This is a genomic window from Embleya sp. NPDC050493, from assembly GCF_044458105.1.
Taxonomy (GTDB): domain Bacteria; phylum Actinomycetota; class Actinomycetes; order Streptomycetales; family Streptomycetaceae; genus Embleya.
This window is the reverse complement of sequence record NZ_JBITHP010000033.1, coordinates 1-20,284: the sequence shown is the minus strand read 5'-3', so window position 1 is coordinate 20,284 and position 20,284 is coordinate 1. Positions and strand designations below refer to the sequence as shown.

Annotated in this window: 19 protein-coding genes; 6 read left to right on the top strand and 13 right to left on the bottom strand. The window is 70.8% G+C overall.

The annotated features are described in order from the left end of the window. Window positions 1-71: 71 nt before the first annotated feature. Both ACIBM5_RS39985 and ACIBM5_RS39980 read right to left on the bottom strand, forming a co-directional pair. A complete protein-coding gene (locus ACIBM5_RS39985) occupies window positions 72-980 on the bottom strand; it encodes an SDR family oxidoreductase (protein WP_396011606.1) in 909 nt (302 codons plus the stop codon). 224 nt (window positions 981-1,204) lie between these two features. Further along, window positions 1,205-2,470 carry an amidohydrolase family protein gene (locus tag ACIBM5_RS39980; RefSeq protein WP_391586494.1) on the bottom strand — a complete coding sequence of 422 codons (1,266 nt, stop codon included), beginning with the start codon at window positions 2,468-2,470 and terminating at the stop codon, window positions 1,205-1,207. Between the two features lie 99 nt (window positions 2,471-2,569). Between ACIBM5_RS39980 and ACIBM5_RS39975 the strand changes: the two genes are divergently transcribed. Next, window positions 2,570-3,184, top strand: coding sequence for an isochorismatase family protein (locus ACIBM5_RS39975; protein WP_391586493.1), 615 nt, complete (start codon window positions 2,570-2,572; stop codon window positions 3,182-3,184). A gap of 146 nt (window positions 3,185-3,330) precedes the next feature. Here ACIBM5_RS39975 and ACIBM5_RS39970 read toward each other — a convergent pair whose 3' ends face one another. Beyond that, window positions 3,331-4,893 carry a class I adenylate-forming enzyme family protein gene (locus tag ACIBM5_RS39970; RefSeq protein ID WP_391586492.1) on the bottom strand — a complete coding sequence of 521 codons (1,563 nt, stop codon included), beginning with the start codon at window positions 4,891-4,893 and terminating at the stop codon, window positions 3,331-3,333. A 219-nt stretch (window positions 4,894-5,112) separates the two neighbouring features. Here ACIBM5_RS39970 and ACIBM5_RS39965 point away from each other — a divergent pair, with 219 nt between their 5' ends. Further along, a complete protein-coding gene (locus ACIBM5_RS39965; protein ID WP_396011605.1) occupies window positions 5,113-5,505 on the top strand; it encodes a Rieske (2Fe-2S) protein in 393 nt (130 codons plus the stop codon). A 181-nt stretch (window positions 5,506-5,686) separates the two neighbouring features. Here the strand turns inward: ACIBM5_RS39965 and ACIBM5_RS39960 are convergent, their stop codons facing one another. From ACIBM5_RS39960 to ACIBM5_RS39950, 3 genes are all read right to left on the bottom strand, one after another. Further along, window positions 5,687-6,292: a TetR/AcrR family transcriptional regulator gene (locus ACIBM5_RS39960; RefSeq protein ID WP_396011604.1), complete on the bottom strand. Its 606-nt coding sequence runs from the start codon at window positions 6,290-6,292 to the stop codon at window positions 5,687-5,689. After that, window positions 6,285-6,716, bottom strand: coding sequence for a DUF4260 family protein (locus tag ACIBM5_RS39955; protein WP_396011603.1), 432 nt, complete (start codon window positions 6,714-6,716; stop codon window positions 6,285-6,287). The genes ACIBM5_RS39960 and ACIBM5_RS39955 overlap by 8 nt, the downstream gene beginning before the upstream one ends. Before the next feature lie 1,448 nt (window positions 6,717-8,164). After that, window positions 8,165-9,010, bottom strand: a complete 846-nt coding sequence (locus ACIBM5_RS39950; RefSeq protein WP_396011602.1) for an alpha/beta fold hydrolase — start codon at window positions 9,008-9,010, stop codon at window positions 8,165-8,167. Window positions 9,011-9,222: 212 nt separating this feature from the next. On the opposite strand from ACIBM5_RS39950, the gene ACIBM5_RS39945 reads away from it, so the two are divergent. Continuing rightward, window positions 9,223-9,726, top strand: a complete 504-nt coding sequence (locus ACIBM5_RS39945) for a MarR family transcriptional regulator (protein ID WP_396011601.1) — start codon at window positions 9,223-9,225, stop codon at window positions 9,724-9,726. 112 nt (window positions 9,727-9,838) lie between these two features. Here ACIBM5_RS39945 and ACIBM5_RS39940 read toward each other — a convergent pair whose 3' ends face one another. From ACIBM5_RS39940 to ACIBM5_RS39910, 7 genes are all read right to left on the bottom strand, one after another. Then, on the bottom strand, window positions 9,839-10,105 hold the full coding sequence (locus tag ACIBM5_RS39940; RefSeq protein ID WP_396011600.1) for a Uma2 family endonuclease: 267 nt from the start codon (window positions 10,103-10,105) through the stop codon (window positions 9,839-9,841). A 60-nt stretch (window positions 10,106-10,165) separates the two neighbouring features. Then, window positions 10,166-11,164 carry a porphobilinogen synthase gene (gene hemB, locus ACIBM5_RS39935; protein ID WP_396011599.1) on the bottom strand — a complete coding sequence of 333 codons (999 nt, stop codon included), beginning with the start codon at window positions 11,162-11,164 and terminating at the stop codon, window positions 10,166-10,168. Between the two features lie 212 nt (window positions 11,165-11,376). After that, entirely contained in the window at window positions 11,377-12,984 is a 1,608-nt protein-coding gene (locus ACIBM5_RS39930) for a uroporphyrinogen-III synthase (RefSeq protein WP_391586484.1), read from the bottom strand. Further along, window positions 12,981-13,913 (bottom strand): hydroxymethylbilane synthase, encoded by a 933-nt coding sequence (gene hemC, locus ACIBM5_RS39925; RefSeq protein WP_396011598.1) that lies wholly within the window; start codon window positions 13,911-13,913, stop codon window positions 12,981-12,983. The genes ACIBM5_RS39930 and hemC overlap by 4 nt, the downstream gene beginning before the upstream one ends. Continuing rightward, window positions 13,910-15,238, bottom strand: coding sequence for a glutamyl-tRNA reductase (locus ACIBM5_RS39920; RefSeq protein WP_396011597.1), 1,329 nt, complete (start codon window positions 15,236-15,238; stop codon window positions 13,910-13,912). The genes hemC and ACIBM5_RS39920 overlap by 4 nt, the downstream gene beginning before the upstream one ends. A gap of 58 nt (window positions 15,239-15,296) precedes the next feature. Next, window positions 15,297-16,040, bottom strand: a complete 744-nt coding sequence (locus ACIBM5_RS39915) for a redox-sensing transcriptional repressor Rex (RefSeq protein WP_391586481.1) — start codon at window positions 16,038-16,040, stop codon at window positions 15,297-15,299. A gap of 278 nt (window positions 16,041-16,318) precedes the next feature. Further along, on the bottom strand, window positions 16,319-16,588 hold the full coding sequence (locus ACIBM5_RS39910) for a glutaredoxin family protein (RefSeq protein ID WP_391586480.1): 270 nt from the start codon (window positions 16,586-16,588) through the stop codon (window positions 16,319-16,321). A gap of 163 nt (window positions 16,589-16,751) precedes the next feature. On the opposite strand from ACIBM5_RS39910, the gene ACIBM5_RS39905 reads away from it, so the two are divergent. From ACIBM5_RS39905 to ACIBM5_RS39895, 3 genes are all read left to right on the top strand, one after another. Continuing rightward, window positions 16,752-17,657: an HAD family hydrolase gene (locus ACIBM5_RS39905; RefSeq protein ID WP_396011596.1), complete on the top strand. Its 906-nt coding sequence runs from the start codon at window positions 16,752-16,754 to the stop codon at window positions 17,655-17,657. A 310-nt stretch (window positions 17,658-17,967) separates the two neighbouring features. Then, on the top strand, window positions 17,968-18,753 hold the full coding sequence (locus ACIBM5_RS39900; RefSeq protein ID WP_396011595.1) for an ECF subfamily RNA polymerase sigma factor, BldN family: 786 nt from the start codon (window positions 17,968-17,970) through the stop codon (window positions 18,751-18,753). Between the two features lie 145 nt (window positions 18,754-18,898). Next, the gene (locus ACIBM5_RS39895; protein WP_396011594.1) at window positions 18,899-20,140 is read left to right on the top strand and encodes a DUF5667 domain-containing protein; all 1,242 of its coding nucleotides are present in this window, start codon (window positions 18,899-18,901) and stop codon (window positions 20,138-20,140) included. The last annotated feature ends 144 nt before the right edge of the window (window positions 20,141-20,284 follow it).

Below are 20,284 nucleotides of genomic sequence, written 5' to 3'. Positions count from 1 at the left end.
AGCACGGGACACCCGGCACCAAACACCAAGCACCAAGCCGAATTGCTCCGCCCGAAGAACGAGGACCGAACTCAGGCCCCGTACACCGGCGTCGGCGCAGGCGCCTCGTCCAGCAGCTTCGCCACCACCGGACCGAGTTCGGCCGGCTCCCAGCGACGACCCGCGCTCGCCTCCGGACCGTGCTGCCAGCCCGTCGCCACCGAGACCTTGTCGCCCTCGACCTCGAACACCCGCCCGGTGACCTCGCGCGACTCGGCCGAGCCGAGCCAGACCACCAGCGGCGAGATGTTCGCCGGGTCGTAGAAGTCGAAGCTGCCGTCCTCGGGCTTGCGCACCATGTCGGGCATCGCCTCCTCGGTCATCCGGGTGCGCGCGGCGGGCGCGATCGCGTTGGCGGTCACGCCGTACCGGCCCATCTCCACCGCGGCGATCTGGGTCAGGCACGTGATGCCGGCCTTCGCCGCGGCGTAGTTGCCCTGTCCGACCGAACCCATCAACCCCGCACCGGATGTGGTGTTGATCAGCCGCGCGTCGATCGTGTTGCCCGCCTTGGCCTGCGCGCGCCAGTACGCACCCGCGTGGCGCATCACCGCGAAGTGCCCCTTGAGGTGCACCCGGATCACCGCGTCGAACTCGTCCTCGCCGAGCGAGACCAGCATCCGGTCGCGCAGGAAGCCCGCGTTGTTGACCACCACGTCCAACCGGCCGAACGCGTCGATGGCGGTCTGTACCAGCCGCTCCGCGCCCGCCCAGTCGGCCACGTCGTCCGCGTTGACGACGGCCTTGCCGCCCAGCGCCTCGATGTCGGCCACGACCTGCTGGGCCGGCCCGAGCGAACGCCCGTCGCCCTGGCGCGAGGCGCCGATGTCGTTGACCACCACGTGCGCGCCCTCACGCGCGAACGCCAGCGCGTGCTCGCGCCCGATGCCGCCGCCGGCACCGGTGACGATGACGACGCGCCCCTCGCAGATCCCACTCATTCCAGGCCCCTCCGGTGTGCTGACGACGTGTGCCGACGCGAGTCGGAATACCTCGGAAGCGGCCCGCCGGGAACCCGACGAGCCGCCCCTTGCCGCTGAACCAATGAACCGGGCCCCACAAACTCGGAGCCCCACAACCCGAAGCCGCGAAGCCCCCGACCCCGACCCCGCCGAACCCGACGAGCCGCCGACCCCGCCGCCGAGAATCCGACGAGGCCGCCGGGTCAGACAGCGTCCGCGGCCACCCGGTCCTTGTCGAAGTCGAGGTCGAGCATCCGGATCGCATTGCCCCGGATGATCTTGTAGACCGTCTCCTCACCCAGTCCGGCGAGGTGCTCCTCGGCGATCTTCTTGGTGTGCGGCCACGTGGAGTCGACGTGCGGGTAGTCGGTCTCGAACGTGACGTTGTCCTCGCCGATCACGTCGAGCGAGTTCACCCCGTGCCGGTCCCGGAAGAAGCACGCGAACATGTTCCGCCGGAAGTAGTACGACGGCGCCTCGGGCAGCACCTCGCCGGTGACCGCCCATGCGCGGTGCTCCAGCCAGACGTCGTCCATGCGCTCCAGGGCGTACGGGATCCAACCCATCTGCCCCTCGGAGTAGGCCAGCTTGATCTTCGGGAACCGCGCCGGGACGCCCGCGAAGATGAAGTCGGCCATCGAGGCCATCGCGTTGTTGAAGCTGAGCGACGCCTGGACCGCCGCGGGGGCGTCCGGCGAGGCGGCCGGCATCGTCGAGGACGAGCCGATGTGCATGTTGATCGTCACGCCGAGGTCCGCACAGACCTGGAAGAACGGGTCCCAGTAGCCGGTGTGGATGCTGGGCAGTCCCAGGAACGCGGGAATCTCGCTGAAGCACACGGCGGTGACGCCGCGCGCGCGATTGCGCTTGATCTCCTCGACCGCGAGCTGCACGTCCCACAGCGGGATGATGATCAGCGGGATCAGCCGGCCCCCGGAGTCGCCGCACCACTCCTCGACCATCCAGTCGTTGTAGGCGCGCACGCATGCGAGCGCGACCTCCTTGTCCGCGGCCTCCGAGAAGGTCTGACCGCAGAACCGCGGGAAGGTCGGGAAGCACAGCGAGGCCTCGACATGGTTGACGTCCATGTCCTTGAGCCGCTCCGCCGGGTCGTACAACCCGGGGCGCATCTCGCCGCGTGTGATGCCTTCGAGGGTCATCTCGTCGCGACTGAAGCCGACGGCGGCGATGTTGCGCTTGTACGGGAAGCGCAGGTCCTCGTAGAACCACCAGTCGGCGGGCGGGCCGTCCGGGTCGGTGGTGATCTTGTAGCTCGCGCCGGTGTACTCGAGCGTGCCGATGCCGGTGGTCACCGGCTTGGGTCCGCGCTCGTGGTACTTCTTCGGCAACCAGCGCTCGAACAGGTGTGCCGGCTCGATGACATGGTCATCGACGCTGATGATCTTCGGCAGTTCACCGAAGGAGTTTCCGGACTGCGTGGCAGCCTGTCCGGGCTGGTTGGTGCTCATCGGCCCCTCCCGCTCACTGAAATCTGATGGACCGTCAGATTTAGCGTAATCTCTGGGCCGAGGGAACCACAAGCTGACTCAACGTCAGGAGAATCACGGATGGCCCTGCATCTCGAAGAACTGATCGCCCCCGCACACACCGCGTTGGTCACCCAGGAATGTCAGAACGGGGTGATCGGCGCCCAGGCGGTATTCCCCGCACTGACCGAGCACACCCGAGAGCTGATTCCGGCCGTCGACCGACTCGCCAAGGCCGCCCGCCGGGCCCGACTGCCGGTCGTGCACTGCCTCGCGGTGCGCCGGCCGGACGGTCTGGGTGCGAACGCCAACGCCCGGATGTTCGGCGCCGCGGCCAAGTCGCCGATCCTCCTGGAGCCGGGCTCACCCGCCGCGGCGGTGGCCGACGGAATCACCGTCGAGCCCTCCGACCTGGTGCTTTCCCGCTATCACGGGCTCGGCCCGATGGCCGACACCGGACTGGCCGCCGTCTTGCGGAACCTGGGCGTGCGCACCGTCGTGGGCGTCGGCGTCTCGCTCAACGTCGGCATGCTCAACTTCGCGATGGACGCGGTCAACGCCGGATTCCAGTTCGTCGTACCCCGCGAGGCGGTGGCCGGATTCCCGCCCGAATACGCCGAGGCGGTGCTCGCGAACACCTTCAACGCGATCGCCACGATCACCACGGTGGACGCCGTACTGGCCGCCTGGAGCTGAAACCTGATGCCCCGTCACCGCATAGCTGACGGGGCATCAACGCAGCTTCGACCGGCCTCCGGCCGCAGCGCAATTCCCGCGAACCGGCGAACCGGCGAACCGGCCGACGGCGCAGCCGAAATCGCCGCGGCCGCGTCGACCGACCGTCAGCGAGCGGGCGTCCAGGGCTTCTTGTCGTATTCCTCGCGAAGCTTGAACTTCAGCACCTTGCGCAGCGTCTCGTTCCGAGGCAGCGCGTCGACCAGTTCCAACTGCTCCGGGATCTTCTGCGTCATCAGACCGGACTCGCGCAGATACCCGACCATCTCGGCGAATTCCAGGTCGGCCTCACCGGGTTGCCGCTCGACCACGGCGCAGACCCGCTCGCCGCGCTCGCGGTCGATCAGACCGATCACCGCCGCGTCGGCGACCTTCGGGTGGGCGAAGAGCAGGTCCTCGATCTCGCGCGCCGAAATGTTTTCACCCTTTCGGATGATCACGTCCTTGAGCCGACCGGTGAGCGAGAGGTGCCCGTCGGTCCGCAGCCGGCCCAGGTCACCAGTACGGAAGAAGCCGTCCTCGTCGAACGCGTCGGCGGTGAGCGCCGGGTCGGTGTACCCCTTGAACACCATCGGCCCGCGCAGCCGGACCTCGCCCTCCTCGCCGGCGTCCGCGACCGTCCCGTCGGCCCGGGCGATGCGCACCTCGATGCCGCTGACCGGCTTGCCCTCGGTGTACGAGCGCTGGTCCTCGGAATCGTGCGGGCCGCCCTGGGCGATCATCGGGACCTCGGTCATCCCGTACCCGTGGCACAGGATCGCCTGCATCTCGTCGCGCACCTCGGCGACCAGCTCGGGCGGCTTGGGCGCTCCGCCGCCGGAGACGATCCGCAGGGTCGGAATGATCTTCTCGCCCGGCTGCTTGCGCTGCTCGTTCAGGAACGCCACATAGAACGCGGTCGAGCCGCCGACCATGGTGACGCCGAGCCGCTTGTACACGGGCACCACGCCCGCCGGGTCGAAGTTCTCCACGATCACGGCCGGGAAACCGGAGGCGAGCACCGTGACGATGTAGTCCGGGCCGGCGATGTGCGCGTACGGGAAGGCGATCGAACCGACGTCGGTCTGCGACATGTCGAGCGCGACGGCCAGGCCCTTGCCGCCCGCGAGCAGCGTCGAGTCGCTGTGCTGGACGCCCTTCGGGTCGGACGTGGTCCCGGACGTGTAGTAGAGCCAGCGCACCTCGTCGCCGTCGGTCGGCGCGGGCGGCAGATCCGCCGGGTCGCCCTCGGGCAGCTCGTCGTACGCCACGAGCACCAGCGGCGGCTTCGCCAGGTCCTTCGCGAGCGCCTCGCCCATCGCGAGGAACTCGAAGCCCTTCCAGCTGCGCGGGCACAGGAAGAACTCGGCGTCGGTCTGCCGCAGACAGAAGCCGACCTCCTTCTCCCGGTAGAACGGGATGATCGGGTTCTGCACCGCGCCGAGCCGGGCCAGCGCGAACGAGACCACGATGGACTCGATCCGCGTGGTCAACTGCCAGGTCACACGGGTGCCGGCGGAGACGCCGAGCGCGTGATAGCCCGCGGCCACGCGCTCCGCCCACGCCTTGAACTCACCGAAGGTGACCGTACGGTCCTCCGGGTCGAGCAACATGGGCACATCGGGAGTCGCCGCCGCGCGGCGCTCCACCAGCTCCCAGAGAGTGGTGGCGTCGTAGATCGGGTCAGACACGTGTCCTCCGCGCGGGAAGCCGGGGCCGGGGTGCGGCGCCGGGGCATGGCGAAGCCAGAGCCCGGGCACTGACCTGACGGTACGTCAGAAGCTTTGCGGGAAGAAAGACTTCGCGTGGTCACGCGCATCACAAACGGGTCGTTCGCCACCTCGAACGGCGCTGGCCAAGCAAGGCAGGACTGCCTAACCTGGGTCGGTACCACCAACCCCGGGGGCCACATGTCGCCATTTCGCCGGGAGCGCCCACCGGTGTGCCTGGGCCCGCTCACGAGCTTCCCCGAGGACGTCCCGAAGCGGATCGGCAACAGCCCGCCGCTCGCAATCCTGCGCCACGGCGACACGGTCCACGTCTTCGAGGACCGCTGCCCCCACGCCGGCGCCATCCTCTCCCGAGGCACCCTGACCGGCGAACACCTGACCTGCCCGGCCCACGCAGCCACCTTCGAGATCGCCACGGGCCGCTCCCTCGGTCCCCTCGACTGCCGCCCGCTACGCACCTACACCGCCTGGCTCGAAGACGGCCTCCTCTACCGCTCCCCCACCCCCCGCCCCGCCCGCAAGGCCCACCGCACCCCCTGCCCGACCCCGCAGCAAATCCCGGACCCCGGCTAGGCCTGCACCACCGCAGCCCCACCGATCGGCTCGGGTGGCGCGTGCGACCGAATCGGCCCGACCTGCGTTCGAGGCCCACTCGGTCCGGCCGGGGCACGACGCCACGCAGCCCGGCCGGCGCCGGACGTCGGCCGAACGCACGCCGACCCGGCCCTGCCGACATGTGCGGCCGACCGACGACTCAACCCGAAGCCCGCTCCGCCGAAAAGGCCGCGCAGCCCTGGGCCCACGCCCCCGACAGATCCGCCTCCGGCGGAAACCGCCCGGCCAACTCCAGCGTGACCATGCCATGCGCAAACCCCCAGACGGCCCGCGCAGCGTCCGTATCCCCGCCCACAGCCCGCACGAGCGGCCCCGCGGCCCGGTCCTCCAGGCCCGCCGGCAACGCCGCGCGATCCAACGGCTGCCCACTCATCAGCCGATACAGATGCGGATGCGCCAGCGCGTAGGCCCGATACGCCCCCGCCAAGGCGACGATCGCCCCTTCTCCCCGCACCACATCGGCCACGCCTCCCCCGCCCGGCGCAACCCTCGCGGTCGGCGCAACACCCGCCTCGACCGCCTCCAGCGCCTCGGCCAGTTCGGCCATCCCCTGCGCGATCAGCGCGTTCTCCACTGCGGACTTGTCCGGAAAGTGCTTGTACAGCGACGGCGCCTTGATGCCGATCCGCTCCGCGATCCTCCGCATCGACACCGCTTCCGGACCCTCCACCTCCAGCAGATCCCGCGCGGCACCGACGATTTCACGGGCCCTGGCGCTGATCGGAGGTGACGATACGTCAGTCATGCTTGCGGAATCCTTCCGGAGTGCGCAGTCCGTACCCGGCGGCACGGTCGATCGCGATGTGGGTGAGCCAGCCGAGGCCGGCGGTGAACAGGGGCGGCCACACGATCGGCGTGACCGTGTACCCGACCAGGAGGATCAGCGGAACCCAGGCCCGGTGCAGCGCGTTGTAGAACGGCACCGCCCGCGGCTGAAGCCGACCCGGCTCGTGCGAACCGTCCCGCGCCGCGTCCTTGGCCCCAATGAACATGGTCAGGTCGGGCAACACGAAGAAGAGCAACGCCGCCGCCGAGGTCGCGAATCCGTACTTGACGCTCTCGAACACCGCGAAGGCCGCCAGGAACAACGTCAGTACGATCCACGCCCCGCGTCGCATCCACCGAACCACGGCCGAGCCGCCGATTCCCGTGTACTCGACAGTGCTCATGCCGCCGCCTCCGCTCGCCCATGGCTAACAATGTTAGCCGCCTGGGCACCATCATCCGGCTAACACCGTTAGCCGTCAAGCCCGCCGACGCACCCGAGCCCACGGATGCGGCCCACCACCCGCCGAAGCGCCCACCCGGCACCGGCTCCCGGCTCGGACCCGCCACATCCTGCCCAGCGCGGCCGATCCGGCACCGCCGAACCCCCGGGACGTCAACGTCGGCTCGGCCGCAACCCGCCCTGCGTTCCCGTCGGTTTCGACCCTCCCCGCCTTCCCGCCTACATCTACAGCAAGCGTCCGGCCGACCCGCCCGAATCCGCTTCGGAACGACGACCGCGCCGAGTCTCCCACCCACCGGCAACCGGAAGCGGACATGCCAGAGCAAGCGCGATCGGCACCGTCGACAGCACCACAAGCGGCGCAAACCGGGTCACCAAGCCCCAAGACGACGACTCCGCCCGCACAGCCGGTACGGCAAACCGCAACGCCTCGACCTCCGGGGCCACTTCGGCCGACTCGACCCCCACCGGATCAACCGCCCGCACCCCGGCGTCCACAGCCGGTGCCGCGAACGGCCGCCGCCCCGGGCTCTCCGCCACACAATCCACCCCGTCAGACCCGACCACCCTGTGGCCCGACACCCCCAAGCCCGAGACCGCCCCGGATCCCGAGACCCCAGGGCCCGAAGAACCCCCGGAGGCCGACACCCTCGACCCCGACCCCGCCGGCCCCGACGCCACCGCCCCGGACACCCCGGCGCCCCGCACCTCCGCCCCGGAATTCGACACCAGTGCACCCGGCAGCGGCGAGCCATTCCCCGACACCACCCACCGCCCGCCCACGTTCGACACCGGTGGCTTCGGCGCCGGCGGCTTGGGCGGCTTGGTCGCCGACGGCCGGGGCGGTCGCGGATCGGCCGGCTTCGTCGGCGGCTCGGTGGTACACCCACACCCGGCCCGCACACCCGATCCCCCGCCACCCCGAGCGCCCTCGACCCGCTCACCACCCGACGCGTACCCGACACCCGCGCGCCCGACCCGCACCTCGTGCCGCGCAGCGCCCGTACCCGCGTCGAACTCGACCACAACGCCTGCCCGCCCACAGCCCGCGGCCACCGCCGCACCGCAGGCCCCGACCGCCGGCACGCACACACATGCCACCAACAGACACCGCACCGCGAACCGGGACTTGGCCATGGCGCAAGGCTGACGCCGCCCCATGGATCACCCCGAAAGATCCCTCAAAAATCCCACTTTCGAGTGACCCATGCCCCTCTCCGCCCGAGCCCCGGACGGCACCGCGCAACCCACGATCACAGCGTCCCGGCAGGCGCAATCCACCGCATCGGCCGCCCCGTCAAGCCCAAGCAGGCGCTCGTCGACATCGACTACGGTCCGTGTCACGCAGACAAAGCCTCTCCCATGCGGCGTCCCGCAGCCCCGAACCCGTCACCCGATCGCGCCACCCAACACCTCGCGAAGGCGCCTCGCGAACGCGCGTGGGTGGGTCAGGTTGCCGTTGTGGCCGCCGGGGAATTCCGCCGCTTCGACCCCTACGAGCGCCTCCAGCGCCACGGCGCAGCGGCGGGTGAACACGCGATGCAACGTGGTGGCACCCCGGCCGGGCACGATGCGGGTCGTCGTGGAGCGCAGCGCCGTGAGCGGCAGCGTGTCGTCGACCACCGCGGGGAACTCCCGGCCGATGAAGAAGTCGAAGTTGGCCATCCGCCGCTCGTTCATCGGCTGCGGGGTCAGGTCCGGCTCGCACTCCTCGACCCCCGGCTCGATGCCCAGGTGAGCCGTGATCGCGGGAAACGCGGCGCCCATCCCGCCGCGCCCGTGCATCTCCCGAATCGCCGTCAACTCGCCGCGGTGCGCGTCGCGTTCGGAAGCGGAGAGCAGCCAGGGCGCGACCGGTTCGTGCGCGATCAACGTATGCAGCGCGTCCGGGTGGGTCGCGGCCACGCGCAGCCCGATCAACGCGCCCATGCTCAGCCCCAGCATCATCGCGGGCCGATCGGTGAGTTCGGCCAGCAGCCGTGCCACGTCGTCGGCATGGTCCTCGACGGTCACCGGCGCGGCCGGGTCGACCAACGTGCTGCGGGAGAGCCCGCGCCGGTCGTACGTCACCACGGTGTAGTCCGCGACCAGCCGATCGACCATGTCGACGCTGCGCCCGGCGTCACCCTCGCCGCTCTCCCCGATCAGCAACAGCGGGCCGGAGCCGCGCACTTCGTAGTACAACTCGGCACCCGGCACGGACAGCTTGGCACCGGCAGTGAGATTCGCGGCCATGAGATTCCCCCGAGAGGTCGATCGGAGTCGTGCGGAGTCGTTCCGAGCCATTCCGACGCGTTCGCGCCATGCCGACTCTTCGAGTCGCCCCGAACCACCCCGAGCCTGACAAGCGGCCCGGCGCGGATCCGGGTCCGTCCGACGACCATCACCATAATCCATCGAACTCGATACATCAATAACGATGCATCTATTTCGATGTACTATCAGCCATGACCTCGCCCACGCCGCCGCCCACGGCCGCCCCCCTGACCCCCGTCGACCTCTTCCTCCTCGGCCGCACCCTCATGAAGATCGGCGAGGACGCGCTCCCCGCCCCCCGGGTCCGCGCAGACGGCACCGACCGCCACCCCGGGGGCGTGCGCTCCGTGCTGGTCACCCTGAGCGACGTCGTCGCCCATCCCGACAGCGCCATCGGCGAGATCGCCCGCCGTACCGGCCTGCCGCAGAGTCAGGTCTCCACCGCCGTCGCCCGCCTCAAGGAGACCGGCTCGGTCGAAACGTCCCAGGACCCCACCGACCGCCGCCGCCTCCTGGTCCGCGCGGCCGACACCCCGTCCCCCAGGGTCACCGAGGTCCGAGCGGCGGGTATCGAGGAAGCATTGGCACGCGCGCTGGCCACCACCGACGAGCAGGTGGTCACCCAAGTCACCGAAGCGCTGGCTCTGCTCGCCCGATACCTACCGCCCACAGTCGTGGTCCGGCCAGGGTCCTGACGCCCGATCAGCGAGCAGTGATCGCCGGTTCGATGGTGAAACCCTTGAGCGGCCCCACGTGCATGGAAACGGGCGTTCCCTGTGCAACCCGCATCTCGGACGTGTAGTCGCCTTAGTCGGGCTCGGGATCCGCGAGCACGGTCACCGTCCCCGAGCCGTCGAAGTCGTCGACGATGACGTACACCGCGATTCCGGCACTCGCGTATGCGCGGCGCTTGCGTCGACGATCGCGGTCACCGGCCTCACTTCCCGGCGAAACGACTTCGGCAACCGGCACCACACCGGCAACATCCACGCCCAGACCGTCCGCGTCGGGCGCCTCGTCCGGATCGTCGGGAGCAACGAAGACATCCGGGATGTAGACCTTGCGACCGTCCACGACGGTGCCTCGGTCGACGAGATCCGACTTTGCCGGGCCACCACCCGAACGAGTGATCCACTACCGCAACTTCCGCGCCACCTCGGTCGCCCAGTACGTCAGAATCGACGACGCCCCCGCGCGCTTGATCGAGGTGAGCGTCTCCAGCATCACGCGGTCCCGGTCGATCCAGCCGTTCGCCGCCGCCGCCTCGACCATCGCGTACTCGCCGCTGACCTGGTAGGCCGCCACCGGCACGTGCACCTCGTCGGCGATCCGCCGGACGATGTCCAGGTACGACATCGCGGGCTTGACCATCACCAGGTCCGCGCCCTCGGCCACGTCCAACAGGACCTCGCGCACGGACTCCTCGGCGTTGGCCGGGTCCTGCTGATAGGTCATCCGGTCGCCCTCGAGCGAGGATTCGACCGCCTCGCGGAACGGACCGAAGAAGCCCGACGCGTACTTCGCGCTGTACGCCAGGATCGACACGTCCAGGTACCCCGCGTCGTCCAACGCCCGCCGGATCGCCCCGACCTGACCGTCCATCATGCCGCTGGGCCCGACCATGTGCACGCCCGCGTCGGCCTGTACGACGGCCATCCGCGCATACGCGTCCAACGTCGCGTCGTTGTCGACCGAGCCGTCCGCGGCCAGCACGCCGCAGTGCCCGTGGTCGGTGAACTCGTCCAAACACAGGTCGGACATCACCACCGCGTCGGCGCCCACCTCGGCCACCACGTCGCGGATGGCGACCTGGAGCACACCCTCGGGATCGAAGCCCGCCGAGCCGAGCGCGTCCTTGACCGTCGGGATGCCGAACAGCATCAGCCCGCCGACCCCCGCCGCGACCGCGTCGTGCGCGGCCTTGCGCAGCGAGTCGCGGGTGTGCTGGACGACGCCCGGCATCGAGGAGATCGGCACCGGCTCACGCGCGCCCTCGCGCACGAACAGCGGCAGGATCAGGTCGGCGGGATGCAGTCGGGTCTCCGCGACCAGGCGGCGCACCGCCGGGGACGTGCGCAACCGCCGGGGGCGGTGCGCGGGAAACCCTGACGATGCGTCAGCCTGGTACGACATCGGAACTCCACGGCCCTTCTCGCCGGAAACATCCCGCGTCCCGGAACACCCGAGACCCGGAGCCATCCCGAGCCTCGACGACTTCCGGGACCCGGAGCCATCCCGAGCCCCGGAAACATCCGGAGCCCGGGCACATCCCGAGCCTCGGAAACACCCGAGGCCCGGAGACATCCCGAGCCCGGAAACTCCCGGGACCCGGCAACACCTGAGACCTACTTGGCCTTCCTTCGCGACCCCGGCCGCCGCTCGCTCGGGCGGGTGACCGGGTCACCCGCCTCGACCATGGCCGCGCGCCGCGCCGTACCGAACTCCGCGAGCGCCTCGGCCAGCGCCGACACCGACGGCTCGGGAGCCATCACGTCCACGCGTAGACCGTGTTCCTCGGCGGTCTTCGCGGTCGCCGAGCCGATACACGCGATCACCGTCACCGCGTGCGGCTTGCCCGCGATGCCGACCAGGTTGCGCACCGTCGAGGACGACGTGAACAGGACCGCGTCGAAGCCGCCGCCCTTGATCGCCTCGCGGGTGTCCGCCGGCGGCGGCGCCGCGCGCACCGTGCGGTACGCGGTGACGTCGTCGACCTCCCAGCCCAGCTCGACCAGCCCGGCCACCAGCGTCTCGGTGGCGATGTCCGCACGCGGCAGGAACACCCGGTCGATCGGGTCGAAGACCGGGTCGTACGGCGGCCAGTCCTCCAGCAATCCGGCGGCGGACTGCTCGCCCGACGGCACCAGGTCCGGCTTGACGCCGAACTCGACCAGTGCCCGCGCGGTCGCCTCGCCGACGGCCGCGACCTTGATGCCCGCGAAGGCCCGCGCGTCCAGGCCGTAGTCCTCGAACCGCTCGCGCACCGCACGCACGGCGTTGACCGACGTGAACGCGATCCACTCGTAGCGGCCGGTGACCAGGCCCTTGATCGCCCGCTCCATCTGCTGCGGCGTGCGCGGGGGCTCGACCGCGATGGTCGGCACCTCGTGCGGCACCGCGCCGTACGAACGCAGTTGCTCGGAGAGCGTGACCGCCTGCTCCTTGGTGCGCGGAACCAGCACCTTCCAGCCGAACAGCGGCTTGGTCTCGAACCACGACAGGGTGTCGCGCTGGGCGACCACCTCGCCGACGACCACCACGGCAGGCAGCGTGATCTTCGCGGACCGCACGTCGGAGGCCACCTGGGCGAGCGTGCTCACCAGGGTGCGCTGCTCGGTGGTGGTGCCGTTGACGGTGACCGCGACCGGCGTGGCCGGCTTACGACCTCCGGCGACCAGCTCCTGGGCGATCTCGGCGATCGAGTCGAGCGCACCGCGCAGCACGAGCGTGCCGTCGACGGAGCCGACCGTGGCCCAGTCGATCGAGGCCTCGGCCATGTCGAGGACGCGCACGCCACCGCTGCCCTTGGCCGCGTGCAGCGGGATGCCCGCGTACGCGGGAACGGCCGTGCTGACCGGGACGCCCGGGACGACCTCGAAGACGATCTTCGCCTTCGCCACGGCCGTGACCTCGTCCGTGACCGACTGGTCCACGCACGGGTCACCCGCCACGGCCCGGACGACCTGCTTGCCCGATCGCGCGGCGGCCACGACGACCTTGGCCCGGGCAACGGCCGACAGGAGTTCCCCGTCGTCACCGGTCACCGGGTCGAGGACCTCGACGCCGCTCTTGCAGTGGAACAGGACCTGGCGCAGCGTCGCCTCGTCGGCGACCACCACATCGGCCTCGGCCAGCACCTCGATGGCCCGCAGTGTGAGCAGTCGTGGATCGCCGGGACCGGCACCCACAAAGGTCACGATGCCGCTGGGCTTCTTCTTCGCTCTGGGGCTCAAGGGACGCGCTCCCCCATCAAACCGGAGGCCCCTCGGGCGAGCAGTTCGGTCGCGAGTTCGCGACCGATCTTCTGCGCCTCGTCGAGGGTTCCGGTGGCGGACAACCGTACGCTGTCGGTGCCGTCGACATTTGCGACTACGGCCCGCAGGTACAGCTCGGTGACCTGCTCGCCCTCGGCGACCTCACAGAGGGCGCCGACCGGAGCCGAACATCCGGCTTCCAACACGGCGAGCAGCGTGCGCTCGGCCAGTACGGCGGCTCGGGTGTCCGAGTCGTCCAAACCGGTGAGCAATTCGACGAGGGCGGCATCGTGTGCCGCACACTCGACGGCCAATGCCCCTTGACCCGGGGCAGGCAGCATGTGGAGCGGATCGAAGGTCTCGGTGACCTCCTCCGCACGGCCCAGGCGGCCGAGGCCGGCCTTGGCCAGGACGACGGCGTCGAGTTCGCCGGACGTCACGAAGCCGATCCGGGTGTCGACGTTGCCGCGGATCGGCACGATCTCGTGGCCGAGCCCGAGCAGCGACAACTGCGCGGCGCGGCGCGGCGAACCGGTCCCGATCCGGGATCCGGCCGGCAACTCGGCGAGCGCGAGCCCGTCCCGGGCCACCAGCGCGTCGCGCGGATCGTGCCGGGGCGGAACCGCCGCCAGGGTGATGCCCTCGGGGTCGGTCGTCGGCAGGTCCTTGAGCGAGTGCACGACGAAGTCGACCTCGCCGGCCAGCAGCGCGTCGCGCAGGGCGTTGACGAAGACGCCCGTGCCGCCGATCTGCGTGAGCTGCTCGCGCGAGGTGTCGCCCTGCGTGGTGATCTCCACGAGTTCGACGGCCCGGCCGGTCAGCTTCGTGACGGCTGCGGCGACGTGCCCCGACTGGGCCATCGCCAGCTTGCTGCGCCGGGTGCCCAGTCGCAACGGTGCTTCGGTCACGCCACACCTTCCACTGCGTCGGGGGCGTCCGCCCGGCGGACCACCTCGGGGGTGCCGGGGTCGAGATCGAACAACATCCGCAGCGCGTCGGCGTACGACGAGCCGCCGGGCTCGCCGGCCAACTGCTTGACCCGCACCGTCGGCGCGTGCAGCAGCTTGTCCACCACGCGCCGGACGGTCTGCTCGACCTCGGCGCGCACCCGGTCGTCCATCTCCGGGACCCGACCGCTGAGTCGGTCCAGCTCGGCCCGGACCACGTCCGAGCCCATGCTGCGCAGCGCCACCACGGTCGGCGCGACCTGCTGTGCCTGCTGGGCGGTCGCGAACGCCGCGACCTCCTCGCAGACGATCTTGCGCACCAGGTCCACGTCGGCCTCGCCGGCCGAACCGGCGGAGACCTCGGCGAGCCGTTCCAGGTCGATCAGCACGACGCCGTCGAGATCGCGCACGCGCGGGTCGACGTCGCGCGGCAGCGCCAGGTCGATCAGCACGAGCGGCTGTTCGACCCCACGCTCGCGGCGAGCCGCGAGCACCGCCTCGATCTCGTCCCGGCCGATCACCAGACCGGCCGCCCCCGTGCAGGAGACCACCAGGTCGACCGAGGCCAGCGCGTCCGGCAGGGCGGACATCGGCACGGCCCGACCGGCCACCGACTCGGCCAGGTGTTCGGCCCGCTCGTAGGTGCGGTTCGCCACCACGATGTGCCCGACGCCCTCGCGGTGCAGCGTCTTGGCGGCCAGCGCGCTCATCGAACCCGCGCCCACCACGAGCGCCCGGCACCCCTCGACCGGGCCCATCGACTGCTCCGCCTGGGCCAGCCCCACGGTCATCAGCGAGCGGCCGGCCTGGTCGATGCCGGTCTCGGTGTGCGCCCGCTTGCCCACCCGCAGGGCCTGCTGGGTGAGTTCGTTGAGCACTCGACCGGCGGTGCCGTGGGTCTGCGCGAGCGCCAGGGCGGCCTTTATCTGGCCGAGGATCTGTCCTTCGCCGACGACCATCGAGTCGAGGCCGCAGGCGACCGAGAACAGGTGCTGGACGGCGCGGTCCTCGTAGTGCACGTACAGGCACGGGGTCAGCTCGGACACCGGCACGCCGGTGTGCCGCGACAGCAGGTTGCCCAGCTCGGTGACCCCGCCGTGGAAGCGGTCCACGTCCGCGTAGACCTCGACCCGGTTGCAGGTCGACAGCAGCACGGCCTCGCCCACCGGTTCGGCCGCGATCAGGTCGTGCAGCAGCGCCTCCTGGGCCGTCCCGGTGACCGAGACCCGTTCCAGGAGACTGACCTCGGCCGTGCGGTGACTCAGACCGACCGCCAGGACACTCATGGTGTCTTCCTACCGTTGTTCGCCGTGTTCGCGGGCGCGACACCCACGCGACAGCCGGTCACGCGGGCATCACCTCGGGAAGGTCGCCGCGGTCCCCCGGCTTCGAGGGTCGCGCCGGAACCGGTCCCGCGACGGGATCGAGACCGGATTTGCGCTGTTCGTGGAAGGCCAGGATCTGCAGTTCGATGGACAGATCCACCTTGCGCACGTCCACGCCCTCGGGAACCGAGAGCACGGTCGGCGCGAAGTTCAGGATGCTGGTGATCCCGGCGGCGACCAGTCGGTCGCACACCTCCTGCGCGGCCGGCGCGGGCGTGGTGATCACGCCGATCGACACGTGGTCCTCGCGCACGATCTGCTCGAGGTCGTCCATGTGCCGCACCGCCATGCCCGCGATCCGCTGACCGGTGACCGCCCGATCGGCGTCCAGGAGCGCCGCGACGCGGAACCCGCGCGAGGCGAACCCGCCGTAGTTGGCCAGGGCGTGACCCAGATTTCCTATGCCGATGATGGCGACCGGCCAGTCTTGGGTGAGCCCGAGTTCACGCGAGATTTGGTACACGAGATACTCGACGTCGTAACCGACACCGCGGGTGCCGTAGGAGCCGAGATACGACAGGTCCTTGCGCAGCTTCGCCGAATTCACCCCGGCGGCAGCGGCGAGTTCCTCGGACGAGACCGTGGGAACACCCCGCTCCGACAGCGCACTGAGCGCCCGGAGGTACAGCGGAAGCCGCGCCACCGTCGCCTCGGGGATGCCACGTCCCCGCTGCGCCGGTCGCTCGGTACGCCCTGTAGCCACGCTGCTCCTGTGGGTGGGACCTGGGATTTCGATTGCCAGGTTAGGCTTTTGTGAACGTACGCACAAAGTAGGTGTCCGATTTGAGCGCCTGTCGTGATGCTCATCACGCCTTGGTTCCGATTCGGAGCGTGAACTCGGTCACAAGAGGTGACGTTCGAGTGGTCCATGCGTAGTCGTGATGTCCGACCGTGCACGACCCCTTACCGTACGTGTCGGCGAGATTCCCTCCCCCGGCCCCCTCGCCCCGTGCTCGGCCGCGGCCGCGGAGCGCGACCCGTTCAGCCGCCCAGGGCTCGGCGCAACCGCCGCTCGTCCACCCGCCAGAAGTCGTGTTGTTTCCCGTCCACCAGGGTCACCGGGATCTGTTCCCAGTATTTGTGCTGGAGCTCGGCGTCCTGGGTGATGTCGACCTCCGTCCAGGTCGCGCCCAGTTCGCCGGTCACCCGTTCGATGACGACACGGGCGTCGTCACACAGGTGACAACCGGGCTTGCTGAGCAGCGTCACGGTGCGGGTCGCGGCGTCGGGGCGGCGGCGGAAGAGATTCACGTCCTCGATTGTCACCCGTCGGGGGCGCGGCCAGAAGGCCGCTTCCGGCCCGGGTCGATCCGGTCGCGGCACCGCGCCGACCGCACCGCGCTTCACCGACACGGCGCGGCACCGCAAGACAGCCGCCACACACCTGCAATACGCGCCTACTACGCTCGGCCACATGGTTCTCTTGCGCCGGCGATCGACGACCAAGAACACCAACGACAGTGCCGTGCGGGCGGGCGAGGCCGCGGCCGCGGCCGCCCACGCGAGCGCCCCGCCACGCGCCCCCGGCGAGGACGGCCTGCCGCCGCGGATCGGCGCCGCGTTCTTCGACCTGGACAACACCGTGATGCGCGGCGCGTCGATCTTCCACCTGGCCCGCGGCCTGTACGCCCGCCGGTTCTTCGGCGCCCGCGACATCGCCCGGTTCGGCTGGCAGCAGGCCCGGTTCCGGCTCGGCGGCGAGCACATGGGGCACGTGGGCGACGCCCAGGAGGCCGCGCTGTCGTTCGCGCGGGGCCACACGGTCGAGGAGATCCGGGTGATCGGCGAGGAGATCTTCGACGAGTGCATGTCGGACAAGATCTGGCCGGGCACCCGAGGATTGGCCCAGATGCACCTGGACGCGGGCCGTCAGGTGTGGCTGGTCACCGCCGCACCGATCGAGATCGCCACCACGATCGCCGGCCGCCTGGGCCTGACCGGCGCACTGGGCACCGTCTCGGAGACCCGGGACGGGGTCTACACCGGCCGCCTGGTCGGCGAACTGCTGCACGGCGAGGCCAAGGCGGAGGCCGTGCGCGCCCTCGCGGACCGTGAGGGCCTGGATCTGACCGACTGTTCGGCCTACAGCGACTCGGCCAACGACATCCCGATGTTGACCCTCGTGGGCGATCCGTGCGCGGTCAATCCGGACGCCCGGCTGCGCCGCCACGCCCGGGCGTACGGGTGGCGCGTGAAGGACTACCGCACCGGTCGCAAGGCCGCCCGGATCGGCCTGCCGGCCGCCGCCGGGGTGGGTGCGGTCGCGGGCGCGCTGGTGGCCGGCACCGCGGTGCGACGCCGGGTGCCCGGCCGGATCTGAGCCGACCGGCAATATCCCCGCGCACCCCCTGCGACCTGCGACGAGGGGGTCGTTTCGGGCTGCCCGGGGCGTCCGGGCGACGGCAAGTTGTCCGCATATAGCACACCCGACCCGGGACAACCCGGCAAACACGCAAAGAGCACACAACAGCGGTCCATCCCGGTAGCTTCACAACGCCGATGGGCACACTTGGTATCCCTTCCTTTACTAAGCGTTATTCTCGATCGGCGCACAGCGGTGTCCAGGTTCCCTACTATGGGTGATTGATTCCGCACCGAACGTAATTACCGCTGAAGCAACAGGGAGTCCCGTGCACCGAATCGTCCGGGTTGACGTGTCCGGGCTGGCGACACTGCGTGCGGCGGTGTGCGCGAGCTTTGCCCCCCCGTCCGTAGGCTTCGCCGCCACCGCCGGTCACGGAGCCGGGGTCTGTTACGCGACCCCGGCCCAGCCCGTGGGCTTCGCCCTCGCGTCGCGCGCCGGCACCACCGAACCGACCCGTCCGACCCGAGGCTCCGGATACACCCGGGGACCGGGTCCGGACGGCGAGGCCCGCCGCATCATGGCCCTCGTCGAACTCGCCCAGGACGGCGACGGCGACGCGTTCGCCCAGCTGTACGACAACTACTTCGACACCGTCTACCGGTACATCTACTACCGGGTCGGCGGCCGTGCCGTCGCCGAGGACCTGACCAGCGAGACCTTCCTCCGCGCGCTGCGCCGGATCGGCACCTTCACCTGGCAGGGCCGCGACTTCGGCGCGTGGCTGGTGACCATCGCCCGCAACCTGGTCGCCGACCACTTCAAGTCCAGCCGGTTCCGCCTCGAAGTCACCACCGGGGAGATGCTCGACGCCAACGAGGTCGAGTCCAGCCCCGAGGACTGCGTGCTGGAATCGTTGTCCAACGCAGCCCTCCTGGACGCCGTGCACAAGCTCAACCCCCAGCAGCAGGAATGCGTGACCCTGCGCTTCCTGCAGGGACTCTCGGTCGCGGAGACCGCACAGATCATGGGTAAGAACGAGGGGGCGATCAAGACGTTGCAATACCGCGCCGTACGGACGCTCGCAAGGCTCCTGCCCGAGGACGTGCGGTGAATCACACTTCCGTAACCTTCGGGGTCTGCGGCTCGTTCTCCCGGATAGCGACCCCCTTCGGGGATCGTTGCGGCGGGGAGCCGCCCTGTGGCCCCCGACCCGGAGACTTCCCTGGACGGACATCCGGGGAGAGGAGGTGCGGCCTGTGAGCATTGCGGCCCTGGATCGGCGACCCGCGAACGCCTTCGCGCGAGCCCTCGACGAGAACGACCGCAACAACCGATCGGCAGAACCTCTGCCCGCGCTGGTCCCGCTGTTGCGGACCGCCGAGCTGCTGCGCGATCGGTCCGAGTCGGCACCCGTACCGAGCACGGACTTTCGAGCCGCGCTACGGCAACGACTGCTGGACGAGGCCGCGGCGCTGCCCGCGACCGCGGGCGCGGCCACCGTGCCCGCTCCCCGGGGCGCGCATCGCCGCAAGGAGCTCGCCGCCCCGCCGCGCACCGTGCGCTGGCGTCGGCGCGCGGCCATCGCGGGCGCGTTCGTGGTGGCCGGCGGCGGCGGCCTCGGCGGGGTGGCCTATGCCAGCACCGACGCACTGCCCGGCGACATGACGTACGGCGTCAAGCGCACGGTCGAAGACTTCAAGATCTCGCTCGCGGACAACGACCACGAGCGCGGCGAGCGCTACCTACAGCAGGCCGAGACCCGGATGGGCGAAGCCGAACAGCTGCTCCGGCGGGCCGGACGCACGCCCACCGACAAGGCGACGGTGCGGCACCTGCGGCAGGTGCTCGACGACTGGCGCGACGAGGCCGACAAGGGTCGTGAGCTGCTCACCGACCACTTCCGCAAGAGCGGCAGCGACGGCTCGATGCGGAACCTGGCCGACTTCGCCCGCGCCGGCCACGAGCGCATGGACCGGATCGGCGACCGGTTGCCGCCGGAACTCTCCTCCGAACGCGACCGGGTCCGCACCCTGCTCACCGCGATCAACGAGCAGGTCGCCCCGATCGCGGGCACCGCCGGCAAAACCTCGTCCGGACCCGCCGACGGTGGGCGCACCGGCGGCTCCCCGGCCGCTCCCGGCACCCACCCGGGCGGCGGCGCCGCACCCGGCACCGGATCGCAACCGCTCGCCCCGCAACCCCCGGGCCCGGGCGGCACCGCGGCGAACGGCGCACCGCAGCCGAACGGCTCGGCGGCGCCGGGTGGTTCCGCACCGCGGCAACAACCGCAACAAAACGGCGGCCTGCTTCCGGGGCTGAATATCCCGCTCCTCGGCGACGCACCCGCGGAGAGTCCCGCCGCCCGATCCGACGGCGCGGACACCACCCCGACCCCGGCGAAGACGCCCAAGGGTCAGATCCTCCCGCCGCTGCTGCCCGGCCTGCCGGGCATCGGGCTCAACCTGCTCGGCCCCGCCGAGGAGGATCCGCCCGGCTGAGCCGGCACCCCGGCTCGACCACCGGCGACGGCGGGCGGGGGGGGGGGGGCCCCCCCCCCCCCCCCCCCCCCGCGGGGGGGGGGGCCCCCCCCCCGCCCCCCCCCCCCCCCCCCCCCGGCCCCGCCCCCCCCGGGGGGGGGGGCA